General features: G+C 62.1%; 13 protein-coding genes. 7 read left to right on the top strand and 6 right to left on the bottom strand.

The features are described from left to right. Window positions 1–81: 81 nt before the first annotated feature. The 6 genes from ACYU70_RS17430 to ACYU70_RS17405 all read right to left on the bottom strand — a co-directional run bounded on the left by ACYU70_RS17430 (window position 82) and on the right by ACYU70_RS17405 (window position 8,452). Entirely contained in the window at window positions 82–2,415 is a 2,334-nt protein-coding gene (locus ACYU70_RS17430; RefSeq protein ID WP_342297721.1) for a xanthine dehydrogenase family protein molybdopterin-binding subunit, read from the bottom strand. Window positions 2,416–2,428: 13 nt separating this feature from the next. Next, window positions 2,429–3,415, bottom strand: coding sequence for an FAD binding domain-containing protein (locus tag ACYU70_RS17425; protein WP_342297723.1), 987 nt, complete (start codon window positions 3,413–3,415; stop codon window positions 2,429–2,431). A 6-nt stretch (window positions 3,416–3,421) separates the two neighbouring features. Then, window positions 3,422–4,063 (bottom strand): (2Fe-2S)-binding protein, encoded by a 642-nt coding sequence (locus tag ACYU70_RS17420; RefSeq protein WP_342297725.1) that lies wholly within the window; start codon window positions 4,061–4,063, stop codon window positions 3,422–3,424. A 164-nt stretch (window positions 4,064–4,227) separates the two neighbouring features. Further along, window positions 4,228–5,283, bottom strand: a complete 1,056-nt coding sequence (locus ACYU70_RS17415; protein WP_342297726.1) for a ComEA family DNA-binding protein — start codon at window positions 5,281–5,283, stop codon at window positions 4,228–4,230. Window positions 5,284–5,390: 107 nt separating this feature from the next. Further along, window positions 5,391–6,875: an alpha/beta hydrolase family protein gene (locus tag ACYU70_RS17410; protein ID WP_342297727.1), complete on the bottom strand. Its 1,485-nt coding sequence runs from the start codon at window positions 6,873–6,875 to the stop codon at window positions 5,391–5,393. Window positions 6,876–7,054: 179 nt separating this feature from the next. Further along, window positions 7,055–8,452 (bottom strand): alpha/beta hydrolase family protein, encoded by a 1,398-nt coding sequence (locus tag ACYU70_RS17405; protein ID WP_342297728.1) that lies wholly within the window; start codon window positions 8,450–8,452, stop codon window positions 7,055–7,057. 165 nt (window positions 8,453–8,617) lie between these two features. Here ACYU70_RS17405 and uvrA point away from each other — a divergent pair, with 165 nt between their 5' ends. From uvrA to fabG, 7 genes are all read left to right on the top strand, one after another. Further along, a complete protein-coding gene (gene uvrA / locus ACYU70_RS17400; protein WP_342297729.1) occupies window positions 8,618–11,461 on the top strand; it encodes an excinuclease ABC subunit UvrA in 2,844 nt (947 codons plus the stop codon). Between the two features lie 196 nt (window positions 11,462–11,657). Next, window positions 11,658–12,539 (top strand): hypothetical protein, encoded by an 882-nt coding sequence (locus ACYU70_RS17395; RefSeq protein ID WP_342297731.1) that lies wholly within the window; start codon window positions 11,658–11,660, stop codon window positions 12,537–12,539. 85 nt (window positions 12,540–12,624) lie between these two features. Then, window positions 12,625–13,389: a triose-phosphate isomerase gene (gene tpiA / locus ACYU70_RS17390; RefSeq protein ID WP_342297732.1), complete on the top strand. Its 765-nt coding sequence runs from the start codon at window positions 12,625–12,627 to the stop codon at window positions 13,387–13,389. 107 nt (window positions 13,390–13,496) lie between these two features. Beyond that, the gene (locus ACYU70_RS17385; RefSeq protein WP_342297733.1) at window positions 13,497–13,847 is read left to right on the top strand and encodes a hypothetical protein; all 351 of its coding nucleotides are present in this window, start codon (window positions 13,497–13,499) and stop codon (window positions 13,845–13,847) included. Between the two features lie 124 nt (window positions 13,848–13,971). Beyond that, a complete protein-coding gene (prmA, locus tag ACYU70_RS17380; protein ID WP_342297735.1) occupies window positions 13,972–14,802 on the top strand; it encodes a 50S ribosomal protein L11 methyltransferase in 831 nt (276 codons plus the stop codon). A gap of 236 nt (window positions 14,803–15,038) precedes the next feature. Next, window positions 15,039–16,820, top strand: coding sequence for a T9SS type A sorting domain-containing protein (locus tag ACYU70_RS17375; RefSeq protein ID WP_342297737.1), 1,782 nt, complete (start codon window positions 15,039–15,041; stop codon window positions 16,818–16,820). Window positions 16,821–17,150: 330 nt separating this feature from the next. Next, window positions 17,151–17,894, top strand: coding sequence for a 3-oxoacyl-ACP reductase FabG (fabG, locus tag ACYU70_RS17370; protein ID WP_342297739.1), 744 nt, complete (start codon window positions 17,151–17,153; stop codon window positions 17,892–17,894). Window positions 17,895–17,898: the final 4 nt, after the last annotated feature.

Here is a 17,898-nt window from a genome sequence, read left to right as displayed (position 1 = left end):
CCGCGCAACTAATCAGATTTAGTATTGCGGTAGAGATGCTTCGATTGCGCTCAGCATGACGTTCTGAAGGAAAGTTCTTATTTAAACGGCCTTCGTGCCCAAGACTTTATCGGGGGTGATGGGCAGGTCGCGCACGCGCTTGCCAGTAGCGTGGAACACGGCGTTGGCCACGGCGGCCGATACGCCCACCATCGAGATTTCGCCGATGCCCTTCACGCCCATGGCGTTGATGTAGGGGTCGTGTTCGTCGATGAATTCCACGGTCATTTCCGGAATGTCGGCATTCACGGGGATGTGGTAGTCGGCCAGGTCGGCGTTGGTGTAGCGGGCGTAGTGCTGGTCGCGGGCGGTGGCCTCCATTAGGGCCGCGCCGATGCCGAAAATGCTGCCGCCGATAATCTGGCTGCGGGCCGTTTTGGCATTGAGAATGCGGCCGGCCCCGTGCACGCTCACCCAGCGCGTAACGCGCACGGTGCCCAAGTCGGGGTCGACGTGCACCTCGCAGAAGTGCGCGCCGAAGGAGTGCATGGAGTGCTGGCCGGCCTCGTCCTTGTGGGCATCGGGGGCGGCGTTGGCGCTCTGGCCCACTTCGTAGCCCGCGCCGTACTTGCCGCTGCCGCTGCCCTCGATGTCGTCCATACCAGCCCGCTTCATCAGGGCCATAAAGTCCTCGCCTTTGGTCGGGTTGCTTTTCAGCTGAAGGCGACCTTTTTCCATTGCTACGTCTTCGGGCTTCGCTTTGAAGAGCGGTGATTTTGGGTCTTTAATGGCCACTTTCGTCAGCCGTTCCCACACGTCCTGCGCGGCCATGTAGACGGACGACGACACCGTGCCCGCCGCCACCGAGCCGCCTGAGTTGGGCGCGGTGGGTAGCTTGGTATCGCCCAGCTCGAAGCGAATTTTTTCGGGTGGCAGGCCCAGGGAGTCGGCCGCTACTTGGGTCATCACAGTGTAGGTGCCGGTGCCGAGGTCGGTAGCGCCACTTTGCACTACGGCGTGGCCGTCGGCGTAGAGGCGCACGCGGGCCGTGCCCGAGGAGTTGTGCACCGGGTAGCTGGCCGTGGCTATGCCCCAGCCCACGAGCTGGCGGCCGTCGCGCGTGACGCCGGCCTTGGGGTTGCGCTTGCTCCAGCCGAAGAGCTCGGCCCCGCGGGCGTAGCACTCGCGCAGGCTTTTGCTGCTCCATTTCTGGCCGGTGCTGGGGTCTTTCTCGGCGTAGTTCCGCAGGCGAATTTCGATGGGGTCGATGCCCAATTGATAGGCCAAATCGTCCATCATGCACTCGATGGCAAAGGAGCCGGGGGCCTCGCCGGGGGCGCGGGTGAAGGTGGAGGTCATCACATTGGCCCGGCCCAGCTCGTAGTGCGCCTCAAACGTAGGGCACTCGTACAGCATGTTGATGATTTTGCTGTTGCTTTCGGCGTAGTTGTCCCAGGGCGAAGTGGTGGAGGTTTTCTCGTGAATCAGGGCCAGCAGCTTGCCTTCCTTCGTGGCCCCGGCGCTCAGGGTCTGGGTCTGGTCTTCGCGGTGGCCCATGCTCGTAAACTGCTGCTGACGCGTGAGCACCAGCTTCACCGGCCGGCCCAGCGCCTTGGCGGCCTGCACCGTGAGAATGGTGTGCGGCCAACACGAGCCTTTGCAGCCAAAGCCGCCGCCCAGGTATTTGGTGATGACCCGCACCTGGTCCTGCGGCAGGCCCAGGTAGGCCGACAACGACTTCTGCGTGCGCGTCACGCCCTGGGTCGATTCGTACACCGTAAGGCGGTCGGCCGCTTCCCAGATGGCGGTGGTCGCGCCCGGCTCCATGGGGTTGTGGTGGTTGATGGCGTGGGTGTACACGGCCGTCAGCTTCACCGGGGCGCTGGCCATGGCGGCGCGGGCATCGCCGCGCCGGGTGTAACCGTCGGCCTTGCCGTCCTGAATTTTCTCGGGGTTGAAAAGCTGGGCTTTGGGGTCGGTGTAGGCGGCGATGGGCTGTTCGGTGGCGTAAGTCACACGCACCAGGCGGGCGGCGTGGGTGGCGCGCTCGAAGGTATCGGCCACCACCAGCGCCACCGGCTGGCCGGCGTAGTGAATCACGTCCGACGTCATCGGCAGGAAGCCCATGGGCGCGCCAATGGCTTTTTTGCCCTCGGGGTCGTTGGGCGTTTTGGCCAGCTTGGGCAGGTTCTGGTGGGTGTAGATGGCCAGTACGCCGGGCTCTTTGGTAGCGGCGCTGGTATCAATGTTCTGAATGCGGCCCTTGGCAATGTCGCTGGTTTTGAGCACGCCGTAGGTGAGGCCGGGCAGCGGGTATTCGGCCGAATACTTGGCCCGGCCCATCACCTTGTCGCGCCCGTCCACGCGGTTGAGCGGTTTGCCCACCACGCCGGGCGTGGGGGAAGTTTCGAAGAAAGCTGGTTCGTTCTCGTACATGGCTCGGGGAAGGTTAGGATTTGGCGGCCACGTCGGTGAGGGCGCGCACCAGCGTATTCTGGGCCAGCTCTACTTTGAAGCGGTTTTGCTCGCGCGGCTGGGCGTCGCGCACGGCGGCTGCCGCGGCGGCCCGGAAAGTAGCTTCGGTGGCCGGCGCGCCGGTCAGGATTTTCTCAGCCGCTAATGAGCGCCAGGGCTTGGTGCCCACGCCACCCAGCGCCACCCGCGCCGAGCGGATGGTACCGCCTTGCACATCCAACCCCACGGCGGCCGAGGCCAGCGCGTAGGCGTAGGAAGTCCGGTCGCGCACCTTCAGGTACAATGATTTGCGGGCGTGCGCGGCGGCCGGAATGGTCACCGAGACAATCAGCTCGCCGGGTTCCAGCACGGTTTCTTTCTGGGGCGTATTGCCGGGCACGAGATGAAAATCGACCAGCGGCACGCGGCGCTGCTTGCCCTTGGGGTTTTCCAGCAGCAGCACCGCATCCAAAGCGGCGAGGGCCACGGCGAGGTCGCCGGGGAAGGTGGCAATGCAGGATTTGCTGGTACCGAGGATGGCGAGGCCCCGGTTTTCGCCGTCCTGCGCCGGGCAGCCGGAGCCGGGCTCGCGCTTGTTGCACGGAAATGCCGTGTCGCGGAAGTAGCCGCAGCGGGTGCGCTGCAACAGATTGCCGCCGATGCTGGCCATGTTGCGCAGCTGCGGCGAGGCTGCCAGCAGCAGCGACTGCGACACCACGGGGTAGTTCTGCACCACCAGCGGGTGCTCGCCCACGTCGCTCATGCGCTCCAGCGCGCCAATGCGCAGGCCGTCGGCCGTTTGCTCGATACCTTTGAAGGTGAGCATGTTGATGTCCACCAGCTGGTCGTGGTTTTCCACATTCAGCTTCATCAAATCGAGCAAAGTGGTGCCGCCGGCGATGAAGGCGGCATTCTTATCGTCGCGCACAGCAGCGGTGGCGTCTTTCGCCTGCGTGGCTTGGAGGTAGGTGAAGTTGTTCATAATGAATTAGCCTTTGAACCCGCTTTGCTCGACCTGCCGGATGGCGGCCACGATGTTGGGGTAAGCCCCGCAGCGGCAGAGGTTGCCGCTCATCCATTCGCGCACGTCGGCGTCGGTTTTGGCATGGCCTTCTTTCAAGCAGGCCACGCCCGACATAAGCTGGCCCGGCGTGCAGTAGCCGCACTGGAAGCCGTCGTGCTCGATGAAGGCGGTTTGCAGCGGGTGCAGCTCTTCGCCCTTAGCGAGGCCTTCCACCGTGGTGATTTCCTTGCCCTGCACCATCACGGCCAGGGTGAGGCAGCTGTTCACGCGGCGGCCGTCTACCAGCACGGTGCAGGCCCCGCATTGGCCATGGTCGCAGCCTTTTTTGGAGCCGGTGAGGTCGAGGCGCTCGCGCAGTGCGTCGAGCAGCGTCACCCGGGGTTCGGCCTGGATGGTGCGAAGGGTGCCGTTCACCTTAAGACGCATTTCGCTCACACCCTCCACTTTCCGGGACATAGCGGTGAGCCGCTCGGCCTGACTGACGAGGGGCGGAGCCAGAGCCAGGCCCAGCAGGCCGGTGGCCTGTTTGATAAACGAGCGGCGGCCGTCGTTCGGGGCCGGGCCGTCGGGCAGCGCGGCCGAATCAGGCGTGAAATTATCCGTCATGGTAAGGGAAGTAAGTGGTGGTTATGGGTAACCATAGCGGCCCCAATAGGTTGAGCAGGCCCGGCAGCGCAGCCTCGCTAAGTTCAACCACCTACTACGATACTACCATTCCCAATAGTTACTTACTAGCCCTGATTTCTGAGGATGTTTCCCAATGCAGCCCACTACTCGCAACGCACATAGGGCCGCATCTTCTCCCAATCAGCCAGCTTTAGGATGGGAATCTGCTTCAAATCCTCCACCGTTTTAAAAGGCCCGTGCTGCTGCCGGTAAGCCACGATGATGCGTGCCCGGGGCTTGCCGATATAAGGCTGCAAGTACATCTCATCGAAGCTGGCGGTGTTCACGTTCACCGTTTTCGGGACGTAGTTGGGCGCGACGAAGGTGTATTTCTTCAGACTGTCGCGCAAATCCGGGGCATCTTTCAATACAAACACCTCGTCCAGCTGGTCCTCGCGCAGGTAGCCGCCGAGCTGGTTCCGGTACTTCACCACCCACTTGGCTCGGCCCGCGCCGATGCCGCGAATCTGCATCAGCTGCGTGGTATCGGCCAGGTTCAGGTCGAAGGGCTGGAGGTTGCGCGGCTTGCGGGGGAATTTGGCGGGCGTGCCGTCGGCGCTGGCGAAGGGCGGGAATTTGCCATCTGGGCCCGGCTTGTTGTTGGCGACGTAGTCGCGTTTGGGTGCCTCGTCGGGTAGTTGCATGAACGGGGCCAGCCGCTGATAAACCGAGTCTTCGAGCCCGTACATTTTCTTGATTTGAGCTTTCGCCTTGAAGCCCCCGGATGCCGCGCGGTATTTCTCAATTCGGGCGGCCACAAAGTGCGGCACGCCCCGCGCCTCCCAGCCTTCGGCGGTGAGGGTGTTGGGGTCGAAGGGCGTAAGCTTTACCTGCGCCACTTGGGGATAGCGCGGGCCGTTGCGCTCAAATTTTTTATACTCCCGTTTCGGGTAGCGACTGGCGTAGGTCTGGTCGGTGGCGCGGTGCTCTTTGAGCTGGGTAGCCAACTCATTCAGGCCTTTTTGGTCGGCAGCGGGCAGGTACTGCGGCAGCTCCGGACGCAGGAGCATGGGCGCGATGATGAAAGCCAGCATCAGCAGCAGGATGCCCACCATGCCCCGCGCCTCGCCCCGCGAATAGCCGAAATAATGCCGAATCCAGCGAATGGGGCGGGAATTGAGCCAGGACCAACCTGGGCGCGGCGGGGGTAGAGCAGCCATCGGGTAGAGGAGTGTGAAAAACCGCAAGCCACCGGGTATGGGAAGGCGGCCCGGCTTGCGGGGGCAAGTATAGGCAAAACGACGGTAACGCCGAATTATCTAACCAGTTAGCTGCGGGCCCGGCTGAGGCTGGGCGTGCGACTGGCCTTGCGCTGGGTGGCGGGGCGTTTCACCGTTACGGGCAGCGGGTCGCCGGGCGGGCGGGTTTCCTGGGCCACCCAGGCGTGGATGATTTTCAGTCCTTCGGGCGAGAAAACGGCCTGCTGCACGCCGTTAATCATCGGCCACTGGGCCGGGGCGGGCTGAAATAAGTGGTTGATGCCGTCGAGCTTGTATTCGGCCGCCGTGCGCTTGGCGTGGCGCAGAGCCTTGTAGAGCGGCACCATATTGCGCTTGGCCGAGACCTGCAAATCGGAAGTGCCATTGAGCAGCAGCACCGCGCATTGCACGTTGGGCAGCTTGGCCTGAGGGTTGAAATCGAAGAAGTAGCGCGACCACGGCGAGGTGAGCTGCACGGCGCGGGCACGGGCCATGCTGGCATCGATGCCCATGTTGGCTCCCAATAGCAGCGAGGCCACTTTGGGGCGGGCCATCACGTTGTCGGGCGTCTGGCGAATGACATCTACCGTGCGCTGGTACACGTCCTGGGCAGCTTTCACCTGCGAGGGGTCGGCCCCAATCAGGCGCATGATTTCGCCCTGCTGGCGGCGCAGCACCTCATTGCCGAGCTGCCCATAGCCGGCCAATGACACCACGAAAGCCGGCGCGCGGCCCGGTGCGGCGGCGGCCAGCAGGGCCACGTTGGCTCCTTCGCCGTGGCCGAGTAGGCCCACGCGGTGGGCTGCCACCAGTTGCTGGCTGCGCAGAAAGGTCATCGCCGCCTGGGCATCGGTCACAAAATCGGCGGTGGTGGCGCTGGCGTAGCTGCCGGTCGATTTGCCCACGCCGCGGTCATCGAAGCGGAGCACGGCGATGCCGTGGCGGGTGAGGTAGTCGGCCAGCTGGCCAAACATGCGGTAGCCGTTCACGTCCACGTCGCGGGTTTGCGGGCCGGAATCCGACAGCAGCACCACGCCCGCAAACGGTCCCTCACCGGCCGGAATAGTGAGCGTGCCGCCCATGCGGTTTTTCGTCACGGGGTTAATGAACGTGACATCGGACTCGCGGTAGGGCGGCGTGGCTTTGAATTTGGTGACGGCCTGCGGCGAGGCCACGGCCCGCGTGAGGACCATGGGAGCCGTCAGGCCGGGCTGCTTCCAGGTGCCGCTGAGGGTGGCCCCATCCTCCAGCACCTTGCCCACGAAACTGCTGCCGGCCTGCTCGATGCGCAGGGTCAGGTTGTCGTCCTTCAGCTGCACATCCACCGGCATGCGGCTGATGCGCTGCTGGGGCGCATCCAGCGCGGCGTAGTAGGTGCCATTGGTGAGCGGCACGATGGTGATGATTATGGAAATTTCACCGCCGAGTAGCTTCAACGGACCTTTCCATTGGCCGTTGAGTGGGGTGGGCACGGGCGGCGCGGTCATCGCCGTGGCAGGTGCATGGACTATCAAACCCAGAAAAGCCAGGGCAATCAGTAATAATCTTATCATGGAATCAGAATATAAAAAGGGTAGATAATGTGGTTTGAAGGGAAATCAAGGTCGAAAAGTACAACAAATGTTTTTTATCGCAAATGCGACTTTCTGCTTATCAACGCCGCTGCCTCCAATGCCAACGGCCGCTTCGTAAGAGCGGCCGTTGGCATTGGAGGCAGGCAGGTGCAGGAAATCTATTTTTTGGTGTGCCGCGCAATCCAGTCGCCAATCACGGCCAGCGCGCTCGGCGCGAAGGTTTCTTCGATGGTGCCGTACTCGGCCGGACTACCGGTGGGGGCGGTCTGAAACAGGTGGTTGAGGCCGGGCAATTCCTGCACGGTCACGTCGCGGTTGCCGGCGGTTTTGAGGCCGGCGGTGGTGGCGGTCAGGTTGGCGGCGGCGGGCACCTGTCGGTCCTTGCTGCCGCCGAGGGCCAATACCGGGCACTTCACTTTGGCCAGCGTCTGGGCGGGGCGGTCGGCCAGCAGGTGGCGGTAGTCGGGCGAGATGGCCACGTCAATCTGCGCATTGAGCTGAGATAGTACCGAAGGGTCGGTCGAATTGGTTTGATTGAGCAGCGGAAGCAGCTTGGCGCGGGCCTGGACATTATCAGGCGTTTTTTCGATAATGTCAATGACTTGCCGCTGAGCTCGTTCTATATACATAAGCTGCACTGACTCAACCTTGCTCACTTTCGCCAAAGCCAGCGCCTGCTGCACAATCAACTCATCGCCCGGCAGGGCCGGCGAGGCCAGCAACACCAGGAAATCCGGCCCCGCCGGCTGAATAGCTGCCCCGATGGCCGCCGTGCCGCCCTGGCTGTGGCCGATTAAGCCCACCTGATTTTTGCGGATGCCGGGCTGGGCGCGCAGCCACGCCAGCGCCGCCTGGGCATCGGTGGTGTAGTCGGCGCTGGTGGTGCCGGCCAGCGTGCCGCCGCTCTGGCCCACGCCCCGGTCATCAAAGCGGAGCACGGCGATGCCGTGGCGGGTGAGGTAGTCGGCCAGCACGGCAAAGGGCTGGTGGCCGAGGATGGTTTCGTTGCGGTCCTCGGGCCCCGAGCCGGTGAGCAGCACCACGGCCGGAAACGGGCCCATATCGGCGGGCACGGTGTAGGTGCCGGCCAGCGTGATGCCGGCCTTTTCATTCTTGAAAGCCACCTCGGCCGACTGGTAGGGGAATGGCGGCTGCGGCGTTTGGGGGCGCAGCGCGGGGGCGGCCTTGGCCGAGCCAGCGGCGGCGCGGCTGAGCGTGAGCGGGAACGAGCGCAGGCCCTGCTGCCACTCGCCTTCCAGGCGCTGGCCGTCGGCCGAGCGGCGGCCGGCGAACTGCGCGGCCGGCTGGCGCAGGCGCAAGTACACGCTGTCGGCGGGCGCGGTGAACTGCAGCACCAATCCGTTGGCGTGCTGGGCCGGAATATCCAGCGTGGCCGTGCGCGGCCCGCCGGCCGGGTCGGTGAGGTGGGCGGTGAATTCCAGCGGCCCAAGCGTGCCGGCCCAGTCGCCGGTGAGGCTGGTTTGGGCACTGACGCCGGTAGCGTGGAGCAGCGCGGCAGCGGCCGTGCCGAGGAAAAAGCGGGTAAGCGTGTGCATGACAAGGGCTGTTGAGTGATGACGCAATGTTACGAAGATAATTAGACAAGTTTCTAATTATGAAAAAACAATTTATTCCTGCCTTCGTGCCGGCCGTACCTTCGTAGCAGCAAGCAATTGCTTTGGGCCGAAACCTTCCGGCCCCTCTCCGCTGTTAGTTCGTTTATGCCCAAAAAAGACGCTTTGCAGGTTTCGGCCCCCGCCGACAACGCCATTGATAATCTCGACCCCCGCGAATTTATCCTCATCAAAAACGCTCGGGTTCACAACCTCAAAAACCTCAGCGTGGCCCTGCCGCGCAACCAGTTTATCGTCGTCACGGGCCTCTCGGGCTCGGGCAAATCCAGCCTCGCCTTCGATACGCTTTATGCTGAAGGTCAGCGGATGTATGTGGAAAGCCTGAGCAGCTACGCCCGCCAGTTTCTGGGCCGCATGGACAAGCCCGATGTAGACTACATCCGGGGCATCTCGCCGGCCATTGCCATCGAGCAGAAGGTCAGCATCAAGAACAACCGCTCGACGGTAGGCACCAGCACCGAGATTTACGACTACCTCAAGCTGCTGTTTGCGCGGGTGGGCAAGACGTTTTCGCCCGTCAGCGGCGAGCAGGTGCGCAAGGATAATGTGGCCGATGTGGTCGATTTTCTGGCCGCGCAGCCCGAGGGTACCAAGGCTATGATTCTGGCCCCGTTGCACCGCCCCGACAAGACGCGGGCCATGAGCAAGGAGCTGGATTTGCTGCTGCAAAAAGGCTACAGCCGCGTGGTGGTCGACGGCGTGACTTCGCAAATCGAGGACCTGATAGGGGAGGGCCAGCCCGAGGTGAAGGGCGACGTGTACATAATGGTAGACCGCGCCGTGCTGCGGCCCGATGACGAGGACCTGCTGTTCCGCCTGTCGGATTCGGTGCAAACCGCTTTTTTCGAGGGCCACGGCACCTGCGTGGTCCATTTGAATGGGGACGATGTCAGAACCTTCTCTGATAAATTCGAGCTGGACGGCATCACCTTCGAGGAGCCCAGCGTCAACTTCTTCTCCTTCAATAACCCCTACGGCGCGTGCCAGACCTGCGAAGGCTTCGGCTCGGTGCTGGGCATTGATGAGGACCTGGTAATCCCGGACAAGAGCCTGACGGTGTACGAAGGCGCGATTGCGCCCTGGCGTACCGAAAAGCAGGGCGAGTGGCTGAAGCCGCTGCTGAAAAACGGCATCCGCTTCGATTTCCCCATTCACCGCCCCTACAACGACCTCAGCGAGGCTGAGCAGCGACTCCTTTGGACGGGTAACAAGTTCTTCGACGGCCTCGATAAGTATTTCAAATGGGTGGCCGAGCAGACCCACAAAATCCAATACCGCGTGCTGCAAAGCCGCTACCGGGGCCGCACTACCTGCCCCGACTGCCGCGGCACCCGCCTGCGCAAGGATGCGCAATACGTGCGCATCGACGGCCGCAGCATTGCCGATATCGTGCTGCTGCCCATCTCGGAGGCGCTGAAATTCTTCGAGAACATGAGCCTGAGCGAGCACGACGCCAAAGTAGCCGAGCGCCTCGTAACGGAAATCACCAACCGCCTCGGCTACCTCAACCGCGTGGGCCTGGGCTATCTGACTTTGAACCGCTTGAGCAACACGCTAAGCGGCGGCGAGAGCCAGCGCATTTCGCTGGCCACCTCGCTGGGCTCGGCGCTGGTGGGCTCGATGTATGTGCTCGATGAACCATCAATCGGTCTGCACCCCAAGGATGCCGAGCAGCTCATTGGTGTGCTGCGCTCCTTGCAGCAGCTCGGCAACACCGTGGTAGTGGTGGAGCACGAGGAGAAAATGATGGAGGCCGCCGACCAGATTATCGACATCGGCCCCGAGGCCGGCAGCGGCGGCGGCAACCTCATGTTTCAGGGCACCATGGAGGCGCTATTGCAGGACACGACTACTTACACCGGCCAGTACCTGAGCGGCCGTATGGAAGTGGCCGTGCCCGCTGTGCGCCGCCCCTGGCGCAATGCCCTGGAGCTGACCGGCGCCCGCGAAAACAACCTCAAAAACGTGAGCGTGAAGCTGCCGCTGGGCGTGATGACGGTGGTAACCGGCGTATCTGGCTCAGGCAAATCCACGCTCATCAAGCGCATTCTGGCTCCGGCTTTGATGAAGATGCTGGGCGGCGGCGCGGGCGAAAGCACCGGCAAGTTCGACCGCCTCACCGGCGTGAACGGGCAGGTGTCGCACGTTGAGTTTGTGGACCAGAACCCCATTGGCAAGTCGTCGCGCTCAAATCCCGTTACCTACGTGAAGGCTTACGACGCTATTCGGACGCTGTTTTCGGAGCAGCCGCTGGCCAAGGCGCGAGGTTTGAAGCCGTCGCACTTCTCGTTCAACGTGGACGGTGGGCGCTGCGAGGTGTGCCAGGGCGAAGGCCAGGTGAAAATCGAGATGCAGTTCATGGCCGACATCTACCTGACCTGCGAAGGCTGCGGCGGCCACAAATTCAAGCAGGACATTCTGGAAATTAAATTCCAGGACAAGGGCATTGACGAGGTGCTGGAAATGACGGTTTCCGATGCCGTACAGTTCTTCAAGAGCCAGCCCAAAGTGGCCGAGCGCCTCAAGCCGCTCGAAGACGTGGGCCTGGGCTATATCCGCCTCGGGCAGTCGGCCAACACGCTGAGCGGCGGCGAGGCCCAGCGCGTGAAGCTGGCCTCGTTCCTCACCAAGGGCGCTACGCTGCAGCAGGATAAAATCCTGTTCATCTTCGATGAGCCCAGCACCGGCCTGCACTTCCACGACATTGCCAAGCTGCTGGGCGCGCTCAATGCGCTCATTGAGCAGGGCAATTCCGTGCTCATCATCGAGCACAACGTCGACATCATCAAATGTGCCGATTGGATTATCGACCTCGGCCCCGAAGGCGGCCTCAACGGCGGCCACCTGCTGTTTGAAGGCACGCCCGAAGAGATGGTGAAGCTGAAAGACACCAACCATACGGCTCGCTTCTTGGCGGAGAAGGTTTCCTAAGCTGTCAATAATAAACCGGCCTAACTGCCTATTGCAGTTGGGCCGGTTTATTATCCAGGCATCGGGCAACGCGTTGGCCGGCAAGGGGGTGGCTGTGGACTGCAAGGCATGAATCAGGCCGAGCTAAAAAACGTAGAACCATGCGTAAGGATTAATACGTAAGTTCGCCGCCCCTCTCACCCCACCCCCGTGATTTATGCCCACCGCTACAACGCCCCCGGACCACTACGCTGCCGCTAATCGGTCGGGCAAGGGCCGGGCTTGGCGCTGGCTCACGGCTTTGGCCATCGTCGGCAACATTGCCCTCAACTATTATTCGAATACCCACCCGTTTGCTGGGCAAACAATGGGCATGGTTTCGGCCAAATACCCCACGCTGCTCACGCCGGCCGGCTACGCTTTCAGCATCTGGGGGCTGATTTTTCTGGCCCTGACCATTTATGCGGTGTGGCAGCTGCTGCCGGCTCAGCGGCAAATCTCGCTGCCCGATGCGCTGGCCAAGCCGCTCACGCTGGCCAGCCTGGCCACGGGAGCCTGGGTGGTGTTATTTGCCTATGAGCTGATTATTCCTAGTGTGGGCGTGATGCTGCTCATTCTCGGCTGTCTGGTGGTGGCGTATGGGCGGGCGCGGCGGCGCATTTTTGCCGATGCGGCCCCGGCGCTGGCGGGTGTGCCGCTGTCGCTGTATTTGGGCTGGATTTCGGTAGCTTCGGTTATTAATATTACCATCGGACTGCGCCAATTGGGCTGGCAAACGGCCGAAGGCGCTTCGGTGACGCTCACGCTGGGGCTGATTTTCGTGGTGGTCGCATTGGGACTCATTATGAGCCGGGTATTTCGTGATATGGTGTTTCCGCTTGTGGTGGCCTGGGCGCTGGTGGCCGTGTGGGTGGTGCGGCTGCGCGAAGTGCCCGAACTGGGCTGGGCCGCCCTGATTGGCGCTACCGTGGTGGCCATTGCGGGCTTCGTGCTCTCGCGGCTGGGCGGCCGCAAAACGCCCTGGCAGGTGCGCGATGAAGCTGCTGCCGCCGCCGAGGCCGAAATTGCCGCCCGCAACGCCATGCGTGCCACCGAGTAGCCGCGTGACGCAGCGCAGGTAGGCAGCCGGCGGTTTGGCCCGTAGCTTTGTGGCTAGTCCCAACCCATACCTGACCCGCTCGATTATGCGCCAAAAACTTGTTGCCGGCAACTGGAAAATGAACCTGACCTACCCCGAGGCTCTGGCCCTGGTAGGCGAAATCACTAGCTTGGCCGGCGAAGCTGGCGCAGCCCCCGCGCCCACCGTTGTGGTTTGCCCGCCGTTTCCGTTCCTGCACGCTGTGGGCCAGCAGTTGCCCAAAGCCTCCAATTTCCACCTCGGCGCGCAGAACTGCCACCAGAAAGAAAGCGGCGCTTTCACCGGCGAAGTTTCGGCCAAAATGCTGGCTTCAGTGGGTTGCGAATACGTGATTCTGGGCCACTCGGAGCGCCGTCAGTATTTCCGGGAGGACGACGAGCTGCTGGGCCAGAAGCTGAAAGCCGCCCTGGCCGCCGGCCTCAAGCCCATCTTTTGCGTGGGCGAGTCGCTGGACACCCGCGAGGCTGATGAGACGTTCAGCTACATCGGTAAGCAGCTCACCGACGGCCTGTTCCACCTCAGCAATGAGGAGTTTGCCCAAGTTGTGATTGCTTACGAGCCCATCTGGGCCATTGGCACGGGCCGCACCGCTACCAGCGCCCAGGCGCAGGAAGTGCATGCCTTCATTCGCGAGCAGATTGCCCGTGCCTACGACGCCCAGGCCGCCCTCGATACCACCATTCTCTACGGCGGTTCGGCCAACGCGCAGAATGCTAAGGAGTTGTTCGCGCAGCCCGACGTGGACGGCGGCCTCATCGGCGGCGCGGCCCTGAAAGCCGCTGATTTCACGACGATTATCCAGTCGTTTTAAAGCAAGGTTGAAATTTTAGGGTTGAGTGTTGGGTTGAATGCGCAACGCGGCATTGCATTTGACATCCCACGCTCAACCCTCAACCTTCAAAACTCAACCCTTCCCGAATGCTCTCCTTTATTCTCACCCTCCTGCTGGTCCTGCTGCCCGCCAAAAGCCCGGCCACCGGTCCGCTGGAGCCGTGCAAAATCTACGGCTCGGTATACCTCGAAACCGACCCCGGCCGGCGCAGCTATTGCTATGGCACGGTGTACGTGGAGCCGGAAGAAGCCTTTGCTGATGTGTTGATTTTCAAGGAGAACAATAAGCTGTTCGCCGACAAAGCCGGCCTGTGGGCCGATGCGCCCGCCCGCGACTTTGCCGACTACGTGCTGCTGGTGGTCACGGACCGCAGCCGCGCCGATTTCAGCATTCACTACACCACCGTGCGCTCCTTCGCCGGCTGCAAGACCAACTAATGGAATTATGAATTAAAAATTATGAGTTATGAATTGATTGAGCGGCGCTTTGGTGTGTGCTTGTCAGCTTATAGCCAAGGTTTTCAATTCATAATTCATAATTTTTAATTCATAATTACACGAAGTGGATTTTATTGAACTGACCGTCGAAGCACCGCGCGAGCTGGCCGACATTCTGGTGGCTGAGCTGGCCGAAGTGGGTTTCGACACCTTTGAGGACACCGATGACGGCTTCAAGGCCTACACTACGGAAGATATTTTCAACCCCGATGCAGTGGCCGAAGTCATGAGCCGCTACGAGGGTCAGGGCGAGCTGAGTCACTCGCACCGCGTCATCACCCGCCAGAACTGGAACGCCGAGTGGGAGAAGAATTTCCAGCCCCTCATCATTGCCGAGCGGGTATCGGTGCGGGCCCCGTTCCACCCCGAGCCGGCTGGTGTCGACTACGACATTGTGATAATGCCGCGCATGTCGTTCGGTACGGGCCACCACGAGACCACGGCCCTGATGATTGAAAACCAGCTTGATGTAGACCACAAAGGCCTGCGCGTGCTGGACATGGGCACCGGCACCGGCATCCTGGCCATCATGGCCGAAATGCTGGGGGCCCGCCAGGTACTGGCTGTCGACACCGAGCCCTGGACCGTAGAAAACGCCCGCGACAATGCCGCCGAAAACAACTGCCACGGCATCGAGTGCCGCCTGGGCGGCGTGGAAACCCTCGCCAATGAGGAGCCTTTCGACCTCATCCTGGCCAACATCAACCGCAACGTGCTGCTGGAGGACATGCACGAGTACGCCCGCCTGCTGCCCAGCGGCCGGCCCATCCTGTTCAGCGGCTTCTACGAGGAAGACCTCCCCAAAATTCAGGCCGAGGCCAGCAAGCACGGCCTGCGCTACCAGCGCCATCGCACCCTGCGCAGCTGGGTATCGGCGGTGTTCGAGAAGGAATAGAATGAGGGTATAATGAAGAAACGTCCTGCTTCGGAGCCGAAGCAGGACGTTCTGCGTTTGGGCGGGCCGGGTGACATCGTTCCCGGCAACGATTGCGCGAATAAAAAGGGCCTTAGCAACATATTAAGGGCCATTGCGGGCGTAATATTATCATACCGAATTGCCGGGCTTGCATTCCTGTTGAGGAGCGGCGCTGCTCCGGCTATTCTTCCATCGGACTCCCATTATTTCCCGCAATGACTTTACTCTCCGCTCCATTTTCTTCGCTTCGTTTTGCCGCCGGCCGGTCGGCGGCGCGGGTTGGCCTGGGCCTCGTGGCCACGGTGGCCGGCCTGGTCGCCAGCGCGCCGGTACAGGCCCAGCAGCTGTCTTTTCCCGGCGTGGAAGGGGCGGGGCGGTTTGTGAGCGGCGGCCGGGGCCGGGCCGCCACGCCCACCACGGTGTATGAGGTGACGAGCCTGGCCGATACCAATACCCAAGGCACGCTGCGCTACGCCATCAGCCAGTCGGCTGCGGTGGCACCGTACCGCACCATTGTGTTTCGGGTGTGCGGCACCATCCACCTCACGGCCCGGATGAATATTCCGGCCAATACCACCATCGCGGGCCAGACTGCGCCGGGCGACGGCATCTGCCTGGCCGACCGGCAGGTGACGGTGAACGGCAACAACGTGATTATCCGTTTCGTGCGCTTCCGCACGGGCGATGCCTACCCGCAGCAAACCGGCATCGGCATGACCAATGGCAACGGCGATGAGGATGCCCTGAGCAGCACCGAGCGCAAGAATATTGTGGTGGACCACTGCACTATGAGTTGGAGCATGGACGAGGCTTTCACCTTCTACGGTGCCACCAACGACTCGATGACCCTGCAATGGAACCTCATCTCGGAACCGCTGAACTACTCCTACCATTTCGAAACGGGCGACACCGACTACGAGCGCCACGGCTACGGCGGCATCTGGGGCGGCCGGCGGGCCACGTTCCACCACAACCTGTTTGCGCACTGCAACAGCCGCACCCCGCGCTGGAACGGCACCCGCTACGGCGCGGCCATCGGCTCGGAGAACTGTGATTTCCGCAACAACGTCATCTACGATTGGGGCTCCAACAATGTGTACGGCGGCGAGGGCGGCAACTACAACATGGTGAACAACTACTACAAATACGGGCCCGCTACCACGAGCAATAGCGCGAAGTTCAAAACGGTGAACCCTTACAAGCAGACCACGGCTCCCTTGCTGCCTTATGCCCAGATTTACATGACCGGCAACTACGTGGATAGCTACCCGGCCATTACGGCTGCCAACTGGAAAGGGGCCACCATGCAGGGCGGTACCCTGGCCGATACCGTGCAGTCGAAAGTCCTCACGCCGTTCAACATAGCCCCCATGAATACCCAAACGGCGACGGCGGCTTACGCCTCGGTGCTACAGGGCGTGGGCTGCGTGCTGCCCGTGCGCGATGCCCTGGACCAGCGCATTATTAATGATGTACAGAACCGCACCGGCGGCCTGATTGACGTGCAGGGCGGCTTCCCGGCCCGCACGCCCATCGCCACTTCGCAGGTGGCATGGCCCGTGCTCAGCTGCGGCCCCGCGCCCGCCGACTCGGACCACGACGGCATGACCGACGCCTACGAACTCGCCAACGGCCTCAATCCTAACAATGCCGCCGACCGCCAGCTCATCGCCGCCAACGGCTACACCAACCTCGAAAACTACCTCAATGGCCTCGTGGCCGTGGTGACGGGCACCAAGCCCACCGGTGCCGTGCTGGAGCCCCTGCACCTGTTCCCGAACCCCGCCGCCGAGCAGCTCACCGTGGAGCACCCGCGCTCCGGCGCTGAGGCGCGCATCACGGTTTACAACTTTGTGGGCCAGCGCGTGGCTACGCTCACGCCCGCCGTGGGCGGTGTTTCGACGCCCGTCAACCTCGGCAATCTGGCCAAAGGCAATTATCTGCTGGTGTACACCGATGCCAACGTGAGCCTCACCGCCAAGTGCGCGCACGAGTAGGCGCTTAACCCAAACCGAAAAAGCCCCGGCCTGATGGTTGCTGCACTGCGGTGCGAGCCATCGGGCCGGGGCTTTGCTATGCTGAAAGGGGAGAAAATCCGGCCGCTTAGACCTGCTGTTTCGCCTGCGGCTGAACGACAAATAGCCGCTGCGTAACCTGGTCGCCGTTAGCTGGTCGGTGAGCTTGGGTGTGGGGGCAAGTGGGTGATAGAAAAAGTCTTGTGTTGACATGGTTGCGAAAAAATGGCTTAAGTCCACCCGGGTTTTCTTCGAAACTTTAGACCGCCCGGTATAGGCCCCCGGTACTTTCATGCTGCATTAAGAACCAGCATGAAACGAGCACAGGATAAAGTAGTCATCATCACCGGCGGGGCCAGCGGCATCGGGCGGGTATCGGCCCTGCGCTTCGCGGCCGAGGGCGCGAAAGTGGTTATCTGGGACATTGACAAGGCCAAAGCCGAAGCCACGCTTAGCGAGATTGAAGCCGCCGGCGGCCACGCCGTGATGGCCATCGTGAACACCACTCAGCCCGAGCAGATTGCCGCCGCCGCCCAGGCCGTGCATGCGCAGTTCGGCCGCATCGACGTGCTGATAAACAACGCCGGCATCACCCGTGACGCCACGCTGCGCAAGATGACGCTGGCCCAGTGGCAGCAGGTGCTGGATGTGAATTTGACCGGCGTATTCGTCTGCACCCAGGCCGTAGCCCCGTTTATGGAAGCCCAACAGAGCGGGCGCATCATCAATACTTCCTCCGTGGTGGGGCTGTACGGCAACTTCGGACAGGCTAACTATGCCGCCACCAAAGCCGGCCTCATCGGCCTGACCAAGACGCTGGCCCGCGAGCTGGGCAAATACAACATCACGGTGAATGCAGTAGCGCCGGGCTTCATCGCCACCGATATGATTGATTCCATTCCGGAAAAAGTCATTGATATGCTGAAAGGCCGCACGCCGCTACGCCGCCTGGGCACGCCCGAGGATATTGCCAGCGCCTACCTTTTCCTGGCTTCCGACGAAGCCGGCTTCATCTCCGGCACGGTGCTGAGCGTGGACGGGGCCGTAACGATATAGCGCC

This window comes from Hymenobacter segetis (assembly GCF_054776495.1).
Note: the sequence above shows the minus strand (reverse complement) of the source record. Positions and strands in the feature narration are given on the sequence as shown.

Excerpts from the sequence above, each read along its gene's own strand:
- ACYU70_RS17395 (WP_342297731.1), top strand. The coding sequence starts at position 11,658 with ATGCCCACCGCTACAACGCCCCCGGACCACTACGCTGCCGCTAATCGG.
- tpiA (WP_342297732.1), top strand. The coding sequence starts at position 12,625 with ATGCGCCAAAAACTTGTTGCCGGCAACTGGAAAATGAACCTGACCTAC.
- uvrA (WP_342297729.1), top strand. The coding sequence starts at position 8,618 with ATGCCCAAAAAAGACGCTTTGCAGGTTTCGGCCCCCGCCGACAACGCC.
- ACYU70_RS17430 (WP_342297721.1), bottom strand. The coding sequence starts at position 2,415 with ATGTACGAGAACGAACCAGCTTTCTTCGAAACTTCCCCCACGCCCGGC.
- ACYU70_RS17405 (WP_342297728.1), bottom strand. The coding sequence starts at position 8,452 with ATGCACACGCTTACCCGCTTTTTCCTCGGCACGGCCGCTGCCGCGCTG.
- ACYU70_RS17410 (WP_342297727.1), bottom strand. The coding sequence starts at position 6,875 with ATGATAAGATTATTACTGATTGCCCTGGCTTTTCTGGGTTTGATAGTC.
- ACYU70_RS17375 (WP_342297737.1), top strand. The coding sequence starts at position 15,039 with ATGACTTTACTCTCCGCTCCATTTTCTTCGCTTCGTTTTGCCGCCGGC.
- ACYU70_RS17425 (WP_342297723.1), bottom strand. The coding sequence starts at position 3,415 with ATGAACAACTTCACCTACCTCCAAGCCACGCAGGCGAAAGACGCCACC.
- fabG (WP_342297739.1), top strand. The coding sequence starts at position 17,151 with ATGAAACGAGCACAGGATAAAGTAGTCATCATCACCGGCGGGGCCAGC.
- ACYU70_RS17420 (WP_342297725.1), bottom strand. The coding sequence starts at position 4,063 with ATGACGGATAATTTCACGCCTGATTCGGCCGCGCTGCCCGACGGCCCG.
- ACYU70_RS17415 (WP_342297726.1), bottom strand. The coding sequence starts at position 5,283 with ATGGCTGCTCTACCCCCGCCGCGCCCAGGTTGGTCCTGGCTCAATTCC.
- ACYU70_RS17385 (WP_342297733.1), top strand. The coding sequence starts at position 13,497 with ATGCTCTCCTTTATTCTCACCCTCCTGCTGGTCCTGCTGCCCGCCAAA.